General features: G+C 43.6%; 3 protein-coding genes. 2 read left to right on the top strand and 1 reads right to left on the bottom strand.

The annotated features are described in order from the left end of the window. Positions 1–394 precede the first annotated feature (394 nt). Both QUA04_RS04655 and QUA04_RS04650 read left to right on the top strand, forming a co-directional pair. Positions 395–1,447 carry an ABC transporter substrate-binding protein gene (locus QUA04_RS04655; RefSeq protein WP_333254218.1) on the top strand — a complete coding sequence of 351 codons (1,053 nt, stop codon included), beginning with the start codon at positions 395–397 and terminating at the stop codon, positions 1,445–1,447. After that, positions 1,444–3,195, top strand: coding sequence for an ATP-binding protein (locus QUA04_RS04650; protein ID WP_333254215.1), 1,752 nt, complete (start codon positions 1,444–1,446; stop codon positions 3,193–3,195). The genes QUA04_RS04655 and QUA04_RS04650 overlap by 4 nt, the downstream gene beginning before the upstream one ends. Before the next feature lie 226 nt (positions 3,196–3,421). Here QUA04_RS04650 and QUA04_RS04645 read toward each other — a convergent pair whose 3' ends face one another. Beyond that, a complete protein-coding gene (locus QUA04_RS04645) occupies positions 3,422–9,112 on the bottom strand; it encodes an AAA family ATPase (RefSeq protein ID WP_333254213.1) in 5,691 nt (1,896 codons plus the stop codon). Positions 9,113–9,847 lie beyond the last annotated feature (735 nt).

Here is a 9,847-nt window from a genome sequence, read left to right as displayed (position 1 = left end):
ATAAATAGTCTAAATGAAAGCTCATTACTCTAACTGTATTGGTTGAGCTATTTTACACCATAAACTCAGGAGAGCCAATTTTCCTCTGTGAATAAACTGTTGATTGCAGCGTCCCCAGAACCGCCAGAGCAACGAACCCCTCAACTCCCGGAAGCGATTCGCATCGCAATATCGGCCTTGTGTAGAAGTTCTAACTATATTTGCCTGCCGATTAATCGGTGAATTCTTATGTGCGGGAATCAGTGACGATTTCTTGATTTTGGTTGGATTTGGTAATGAATTATAAGCGAGGAGAATAATTCTATTTTACATTTGTTTTGGGCGTTTTTTCAGGGAATGACATCCAGAAAAGTTCTTGCTATCATCGACGAACAAGAGCGTGGAGGCTGCATAGATGACTGGCAAAGCTCAGACTGGGACTAGACAATTATTGCGTAGGTATTGGCTGACCTTAACGAAATGGCGATCGCTCAGTGTCCTCTGCGTTTTGACACTGGCGGTTAGCCTGATTGTGAATGCTTGTAGCGTGGCACCCCCGCAACTAGCTCCCCTGCGCGTGGGAATCCTCAGTTGGGCAGGATTTGATATCGCACTTTATGCTCAGGAAGCAGGCTTATTCAAACAGCGCGGATTGGACGTGCAACTCATTCGATTTGAGAATAATCAAGATTCGACTCGCGCCATGCTGCGCGGTAATTTGGATGCTAATTTTACCTCTTTGTGGGATGTGATGCAGTCTGATTCGGGGAATGATAAGCCTGTGGTGCTGATGGTAATAAATATTTCTCACGGGGCTGACGGTATTGTTGCTCAACCGGGAATTAAGTCAGTGGCCAACCTGCGCGGTAAAACAGTGGCAACGAAACTGGGAACGGTTAATCATCTGATTTTATTAGAAGCTCTCAAGTTGCACCAGATTAAACCCGAAGAGGTCAAGATTGAGGATGTTCCCAACGAGATAGCGGTTGATTTGATGCAAAAAAAACGTTTAGATGCCGCCGTGCTCTGGCAACCGTTGCTAGGGGAAACGGCTCAAACTATTAAGGGTAATATCATTTACACTACTCAGGAAATTAATAGTTTAATCATTGATACGTTCGCTTCTCGACCAACTATTACTCGCACGAAAAAAGCTGAACTGAAGCAATTTATGATGGCTTGGTTTGATATTATGAGTGCAGTGGAAACAAAGCCCAAAGAAGTGTTTCAAAAGGTTGGAAAAAGCCTCGGACAGAAGAGTGAGGCTTTTGCTAAAGATTACGCTGGTCTGAAAAAGGGTGACATTGCTATGCAACAACAGATGTTTAAGTCTGGTCGCTTACCAGAAGCGATCGCTCAAATGGCTGAACTATTAAAATCTGACCCCCGTGCCGCACGGATACCGCGTCAGGATGTGGAGATTAATACTGAGCTCGTAACTACAGCGATCAAGGAGTGGCAATTATGACCAAATGGCTGCGTCCCCATAGTTTGTCCCAGCGCTTGCTAGTTAGCGTTGGGTTGTCGATCGCCACTGTTGGACTGGCAACCCTCGGACTCAACTATCGGCTGATGCAGTCTGACTTAGAAACGCAAGTTCATAACCGGGCTCAATCGATTACACAATCGCTAGAGTTTTCTACAGAAGGCTTACTAGAGTTGGAGAATAAAAGCATTCTGCGACGGGTTGTGCAAAATTTTGCTACGATGCCCGGTGTGCTGGAAATTGCGATTGTCGATCCATCTGGAATGGCGATCGCCCGCAGTCCTCAGAATACGACTAATCAGCCATACACTTCGATCTATCCGCAACTGGCGCAAGCGATCGACCAAGCGGCAACCACAAGCGTCGAAGTCACCTACGATATCGTACTAGATGGCAAGCCTGCGATCGCACAAATTCTGCCTTTTAGCAGTACCTTATTTGGCACATCTCAACGACGGGGAGTGGCGATCGCGCTACTCGATCTCAACCAAATGAAGCAAGCTGCTGACAGAACTTTCATTACCTCAACATTGTTATTGCTAGTTGGCATCATCACAATTTTGTTAATCATGGGGATACTCCTTCAGAAGAATGTATTGCAACCCTTGCGCGACTTAAACGAAGCAGTTTTTCAAAGTAAAAAAACTGGCATTTTTCCTATGCCAAAGACGATTCCAGCTAACGAAATTCAATTTTTGGCCAGCACATTTGAAGAAGTATTCCGACAATTGGAAATTCACGATCAACTCACCGCAGAAATAACTCAACGGAAACAAATAGAAGTCACCTTACGCGATAGCGAAGCCAAAGAACGCGACAAATCTCAGCAGCTTGAGCAGGCAATTGAGACTTTAAAACGAATGCAAACCCAACTGATTCAGACAGAAAAAATCTCATCCTTGGGGCAATTAGTTGCAGGAGTAGCCCATGAAATTAACAATCCGGTCGGCTTCATTCATAGCAATCTAATTCATGTACAATATTATGCTGACAGTCTATTAAATTTGGTACACTTATATCAAAAGCATTATCCAAACCCAATTGGCGAAATTGAGAAAGAAGCAGAAAATATTGACCTGGATTTTTTGCAAGATGATTTACCTAAAATTTTGAGTTCAATGAGAATTGGTACCGATCGCATTCGCCAGATTGTGCTGTCACTCCGCAATTTTTCCCGAATGGATGAGTCAGAATTTAAAGAAGTTGATATCCATGAAGGAATTGATAGCACGCTGTTAATTTTGCAACATCGTCTCAAAGCGCGACTAGAACATCCAGAAATTAAAGTCATTCGAGACTATGGTGATTTACCGCTAGTTGAGTGTTATGCCGGACAACTTAACCAAGTATTTATGAATGTTTTGGCAAACGCTATTGATGCACTGGAAGAAATAAATATTCAACGGGTAGCTTGCTCGATCGAGAAGCACCCATGTTGTATTACAATTTGTACCTCGGTGGTATATTCGCAGTGGGTTAAAATTGCGATCGCCGATAATGGCAATGGAATTCCAGAATCAATTCAAACACAGATATTCAATCCATTTTTTACAACAAAGCCTGTAGGGAAGGGAACCGGAATGGGAATGGCGATTAGTTATCAGATTATTACTGAAAAACATGGTGGGACGCTGAGGTGTTTTTCAACGCCAGAAAAAGGGACGGAGTTTGAGATTTGTATTCCTGTTAAGCAGCAGGAGTTGACGATGGGAAAGTTTCGGTATAATTAATGCTTCTAATACTGTAAAATGAAATCGTAAGTTGTCATTTTAGCCAAATATTGATGAAAGTCAAAGTCAAAAATCTTGGTGTTTTAAAGCAAGCCGAATTCACCCTTGGCGACCTAACAATTATTTGTGGTGGCCATACTACTGGTAAAACCTACGCTACTTACAGGGAGAACCGCTGTATCATTATCTCTTTAGGACTACAAGAAATACCAACAACAACCACTCATCAGGTTTGGCTTTGCAAAGCCAATTTTTGATAGTCCTGTCGAATAGGAATCTGAATGATGAACTCTGCCCCCTGGCCGGGATGAGAAACACACTTCAACTGTCCGCGGTGTTTTTCTACCACAATCTGGTAGCTGATTGACAGCCCCAAACCGGTGCCCTTCCCTACGGGTTTCGTCGTGAAGAAGGGGTCGAACACCCGTCCCTTCACTTCCTCTGTCATACCCGGGCCATTGTCGCAAATGCGAATCACAACAAATTGGGCAGCTTTCCGGGTGGGGGCGAGGTTGTGGGAATCCACCTCAGCCGAATAAACTGTAGAGCTTTCCGCAAGGGGGGGATTGGAAATCGGGGATTTTTCTTCTTCCCCATACCCCACTGAGGTGCGAATTGCGATCGTCCGCGGCCCCCTTTGGTCATGGAGAGTGTCAATCGCATTCGCCAGTAAATTTACAAACACCTGGTTCAGTTGGCCGGCATAGCACTCCACCAGCGGCAGCGGGCCGTACTCTTTAATTATTTGAATGGCAGACTGGTCTAATTTGGCTTGCAGTCGATGCTGCAAAATCAGTAGGGTGTTATCGATGCCCTCATGGATATCGACCTCTTTCATTTCCGCTTCATCCAGTCGCGAGAAGTTTCGCAGAGAGAGGACTATTTCGCGAATTCGGTCTGCCCCCACCTTCATCGAATCGAGCACTTTGGGTAAGTCTTCCATCAAAAACTCTAATTCGATTTCCTCAATATCCTCAACAATCGTTGCTGTGGGATGGGGGTATTGTTCCTGATAGAGTTTCACCAGTCCTAGTATATTTTCACTGTATGTCCTGACGTGAGTCAGGTTGCCATATATGAAGTTAATCGGGTTATTGATTTCGTGGGCCACTCCAGCCACCATCTGTCCCAGAGAGGACATTTTCTCAGTTTGAATGAGCTGGGTCTGGGTGCGCTTGAGCTCTTGGAAAGAAAGCTCTAGTTGTTCGGCTTGTTTTTTTAATAGCGCTTCTGATTGTCGCAGAGCTTGCTCTATCTGCACGCGATCGCGAATTTCCTGGCTCAGCAGCAGATTTTTTTCCTGTAATTCCTGCGTCCTCTCTTCCACTTTATGTTCTAAAGTCCGGCTGTAATCTTCTAATTGCTCATTGGCTTGTTTCAGGTTGTCCGTCGCCTCAGACAAATTGGCATATAGTCGGGCATTTTCCAGAGAAATCGCTGCTTGAGAACAGAGCACGGTTAAAACTTCCAGGCGATCGCCCGTAAACGCACTCGTTGTCAGATTATTTTCCAAGTAAAGCAGACCAATGAGCTTTCCTTTATGGACAACAGGCATACATAAAATCGACTTCGGTTGGGCGTTAACGATATAGCTATCCCTGGTAAAAATCCCCTCCTGACTTGCATCATTTAAAACCACATTTTTTTGAGTTCTAGCCACATAATTGAGGAGAGATAAGGGCAGTTTATGACTCGTTTCTATCGGCGTGGATTGCAGCACTACTACCTCATTATTATCTATGCTTGCCGTGCCTTCTACCACCAGTTGACCATCTTTTTCTAAAATGAAGTAACTTTTTTCAGCCCCAGCATTCTCGATCGCAATTTTCAATAACTTAGAAAGCAGGCTTTCCAGAACAATTTCGCCAGAAATAGCTTGAGAAGATTTCATCACAGAGGCGAAATCCAGTGCCGCAAAACTCCCCGTAGTCGTCGCGCTAGTTGTCCGTGATACGTCGAGGGTGGGGGCTTCTTTAGCCAGTAGTCGCCAGAAGAATTCAGGATATTGTTCTGATAAATCTTTCACTTTAGCCTTCGCTCCCCAGCGAATATAGCCATAGTAAGCATCCGTCAAATAAATTTCCGCTATCTTCTCCCGACCGCGAGAGAAATAAAACTCGGCTGCCCGTTCATTAGCTAGGGCTTCTTCATGAATGTATCCCTGTTCTCTGGCTCCTTGAATGCTGGCGTCATAATACTCCATCGCTTTGCCAATTTTACCCAATACCCGCGCTTTCTCTGCCTCCACTAACTCGTATTTGTGTTGATAATTCATCGGCCCATGTATAGCCCATTCCTGCATTTTTCCCTGATTTTTAGCCACTTGCTTCAAGAATTCTTCTTGTTCGCTGCTGGAAACTTGGGGATATTGACCAAGGAGGGCCAGAGAATAGTAGAAATTGTGTTCCGCACCACTCATCAGCGCCGGTGCACCTTCTTTATATTTTTCTGCTTCGCTGGCATTTTTCACGGACTGAGCGTAATCTTTCAACAAGTAAAATCGAATCAGTTTTGTCAAGTGAGCCACAAAAACAAACATATGTTTATTGTCAGCAATTGACTGTTGCAGGAGTTCATCTTCATTCAAAGCTTCGCCCTTGACCGTATATTTTTCTTCAGGGGCTGCAAGTAATTGTAATACCATTACTCTCCATATTTTCAAATAAGGAAGATGCGAATCTTGTTGGAGTTTCAGCAGTAAATCAAGATAGTGCGCCTGCTTCTGATCCACAAACTCTAGCGGTTGGCCAGTAAAAAATATATGATCGCAATAGTAAATACAACTATAACCAACATCGTCTAAATCTCCAATTTCTAGACCACTTTTGATGCCTTCAATTAATGGTAATAAGGTTTCTTTTCCATGCTCTTTCCAGTGTCTAATGTGAGCATTAAAAACTACATAGACGTAAGATTTCAGTTCTTTGGCATCAAATCGATCCAACAAATTTAAACCTAGTTGTCCAAAGCGATATCCCGCCTCAATTTCACCCAGATGCCAGCACAAAATCATGCCATAAACCGCATACCCCGAAGCAGCTTGGGGTGAATTACCATATTGGATACACAGATGAATCATTGTAAATGGAACTTGTGGAAGTAAGGCAGGAGCCACATGAAAAGCAAGAGGAGCGGATTTCAATAATATCCCCATAGCCACTCGCTTATTGAGATCCGTCATTTCGGGCAGAGAAGCTAACGCCTCCGTATTCATCTCTTGTGGAGGTTCTGGACAAAGGGAGACGCCCAGCATACCGAGAACTTGCAGCGCAATATCGAACGCGACCTGCATCTGGTTTTGCTGGGTATAAAACTGCATTTGGATTTCATAAACTTTTACTTTTTCAAGCAGAGTTTTAGCGTGTTTGAGAGCTGCCTCAGAAAGTATTCTTGCTCGCTCGAAGTTGATATTTAGAAATTCCACCGCCGCCGTTTCCACATACAGAGAAAACGTCAGGTCATACTGAGTTTCCCAGCTATCTTCTCTTAGGAGTTCTAGCCCCACCCGTAGTTGTCTGGCGGCAGTTTCATAAGCTGTTGCTGCCTTAGCTTTTTTGCCTGCTATCAAATTTAATCTGGCTAGACGATCTTTTTTTGCCTGATGGGTGATGAAGTCAGCCCCAACATTTAACTGATTGACAATCTCAAAGATATTTTCTTCAATCTCCTCTGCTGGAGTATGCTCCAATAGCAGTTCACCAATTTTCAAATGCGTCTGTTGTTTCTGAGATTCGGGAATAAGAGAATACGCCGCTTGCTGCACCCTGTCATGGAGAAATTTGTAAGCGATAGGGGCGTGATGGCTGCAAGGCAAAGAGGCAGGTGAGCCTGATAGCAGAGGAGAATCTGGAGCTATCCTGTGATCTGCTTCTCTGCTCATTTCATCGGAGTTAAAAACAAGAGGAATTTTGTAGGCTTCGTTTAGGGGCAAAACCAAGCCAGCCTGAAGTCCACGCCACAAATCTGTTGCCGTTTCTGACTGAGATTTTTCATTAACAATTGCCAGAACTTCTAAATTAAATTTGTCTCCTATACAGGCGGCTAACTTTAAGACTTTTTGCGTCTCCTCCGGGAGTTTTTGAATGTTTCTGGCAATCAGTTCTACGACATTATAATCAGTGATTCCTACCGCTTGAATTTCGTTTAATGACCACTGCCAGCACCCAGCACTAAAATCAAAGGTCAATAGTTTTTCTTGGTACAGAGTAGCGAACATCTGAGTCAAGAAGAAAGGATTGCCCTGGGTTTTATTGAAAAGTAGCTCGGACAATTCAGAAACCCGGTTTCTCGGAGCGGAAGACTCATTTAGGGTATGCGCTACCAGTAAGCTGACGTTGCCAATATCCAAAGGACGGAGAGTGATATTATTTACAACCGCCCCATTCTTGTGAATCTCATCTAACGTCAGCATCAACGGATGCGTCGGACTGACTTCGTTATCTCGATAGGCTCCCATCAGCAGTAAATATTGGCTGTCCGGGTCACAAATAAGCAGATGAATCAACTTGAGCGATGCCGAATCTGCCCACTGTAAGTCATCCAAAAAGACGACGAGCGGGTGTGAGGGTTTAGTAAATACATGAATGAATTCTTTAAAGACGCGATTAAAGCGATTCTGGGATTCAGATGCCCCCACTTGCGGAACAGCTTCTTGAGGGCCCACAATCAGTTCGACTTCGGGAATGACATCTACTATGACTTGGCCATTTGAGCCTAAAGCTTCTAAGAGTTGCTCTTTCCAAATGGCTAGTTTTTCCGAACTTTCTGTTAACAGATGCCGCATCAAGCCCTGAAAGGCTTGAATCAAAGAAGCATAAGGAATATTTCGTTTTAATTGGTCAAATTTACCTGAGATAAAATAGCCGCGCTGCCGGAGAATCGGTTTTTGAATTTCATTCACTAAGGAAGATTTGCCAATCCCTGAGTAACCGCTCACTAGCATCATTTCGCTGGTTCCGCCGGAGACTCGCTCAAAGGCTGCCATCAAAGTGGCTACTTCCTGCTCGCGGCCATAGAGTTTTTGGGGGATGAGAAATTGTCCAAATTTATCCCGATTACCGATTGGAAAGTTGTCAATTTTTCCCTGCGTTTGCAGTTGATACTGGCACATTTCTAGGTCCGCTTTTAGTCCCCTAGCGCTTTGGTATCTGTCTTCTGCAGTTTTGGCTAATAATTTCATTACGATATCAGAAATCGCTTCGGGAATCTCGCCGATTTGCTGATGAGGTGGCAATGGTCTTTTAGCGATATGGCAGTGAATTAATTCTAGGAGGTCGGTGGCTTGATGCGGCAGCTTCCCAGTCAGGATTTCATAAAAGGTGACACCTAATGAGTAAAAGTCGGTGCGGTAGTCAATTGAGCGATTCATCCGCCCAGTTTGCTCTGGGGACATATAGGCGAGAGTGCCTTCTAGCAAGTTAGGATTGCTGAGAATCTGGTTTTCTCGCTCTAAGTACGTGGAAATGCTAAAATCGATGATTTTAATTTGATTTGTTTTGGGTTTGATAATGATATTCTGCGGTTTAATATCTTTATGAATAATCTTATTTTCATGCAGTTGAGCTAGGGTTTCTGCCAAATGAATTGCCAGACTCAGAAATTCGCTTATTTCAAGGTTTTTAGCTGCGATTAGGTTCTTCAGGGAGTCCCCCCCAAAATCTTCTAATATGAGCGCCAGACCGTTATTATGCTTTTCCAAAGAGTAAGCTTTGATAATCCCTGCTATGTCCAGAGTTTTAAGGATTTTATATTCATGCCTCAACCGCGCGATTTCTTCTATTGTGGGATACTCGGCTTTGAGGGTTTTTACTATAACCGGAGTTAGGTCGGACTCTCTAACTCCGCGATAAATAACTGTATTGACACCTTCATGAATGGGCAACGATAAGAGTTTGTAACCGGGCAGCGTGGTTTTCATATTTGTTTTTTCGATGAGTCCGATTGTTCGGGTGTGGAATTGATGGATGGGAACCTGAGACAGCGATGTTCGATCGCCTGTAGGGAAAAATTAAAGGAGCAGGGAATCAGCTTATTAGCAAGTGGCAATATTTTCTCCGCTTATTCAATACTCAAGTGCATCATGGTTTGAGGTTTAACTATCATTCTTCTGGTGGAGTTGGACAAGCAAGAAGGCGCATCCACATAAATTATCCGATTATCGCACTACCTCAATCATTTGTTTAAAGGTCTCTCGCTGTACTCCGCACAGATGCTTAAAGTTTTCAGAACTCAGGTTTTTTTACATCCCAGTAGCTTACCTGTTTCAGCATGAATTATTCCCACTTAGGATTATACATCCTACTACAACATATTTGCAGCACTGCGACCGGGCGCGAGCGTTCGCGTCGTGCGAAACATTTGTAGGAGAGCAGCATCCCCCAAAAATTGAATTAGAAGATAATCTTGGCAAGATGATAATCCTTGATATAGAAACAGGCGACTCTAAAGTTGATGAAAATGGTTTACACGCTGCTGATTACCTGAGTGCGAAACATCCAAAGGCTAGACTCTTGGGTATCCCTATTTGATATAACGTTGTGGCATCTCTAGGTAGTGTCATGGATTGTATTTTTAAGTAATTTTACTTACATCGCTTGATAGATAGGCTAAAATTAATTCTATTGGATTTTGCTTAAAAGTCAAGCTGTTTGAG

The organism is Microcoleus sp. S13_C5, assembly GCF_036700845.1.
In the GTDB taxonomy this organism is placed as follows: Bacteria; Cyanobacteriota; Cyanobacteriia; order Cyanobacteriales; family Microcoleaceae; genus Microcoleus.
This window is presented reverse-complemented; position numbering and strand designations above follow the sequence as displayed.

Coding starts and splice junctions, on each gene's coding strand:
- QUA04_RS04645 (WP_333254213.1), bottom strand. CDS start 9,112: ATGAAAACCACGCTGCCCGGTTACAAACTCTTATCGTTGCCCATTCAT.
- QUA04_RS04655 (WP_333254218.1), top strand. CDS start 395: ATGACTGGCAAAGCTCAGACTGGGACTAGACAATTATTGCGTAGGTAT.
- QUA04_RS04650 (WP_333254215.1), top strand. CDS start 1,444: ATGACCAAATGGCTGCGTCCCCATAGTTTGTCCCAGCGCTTGCTAGTT.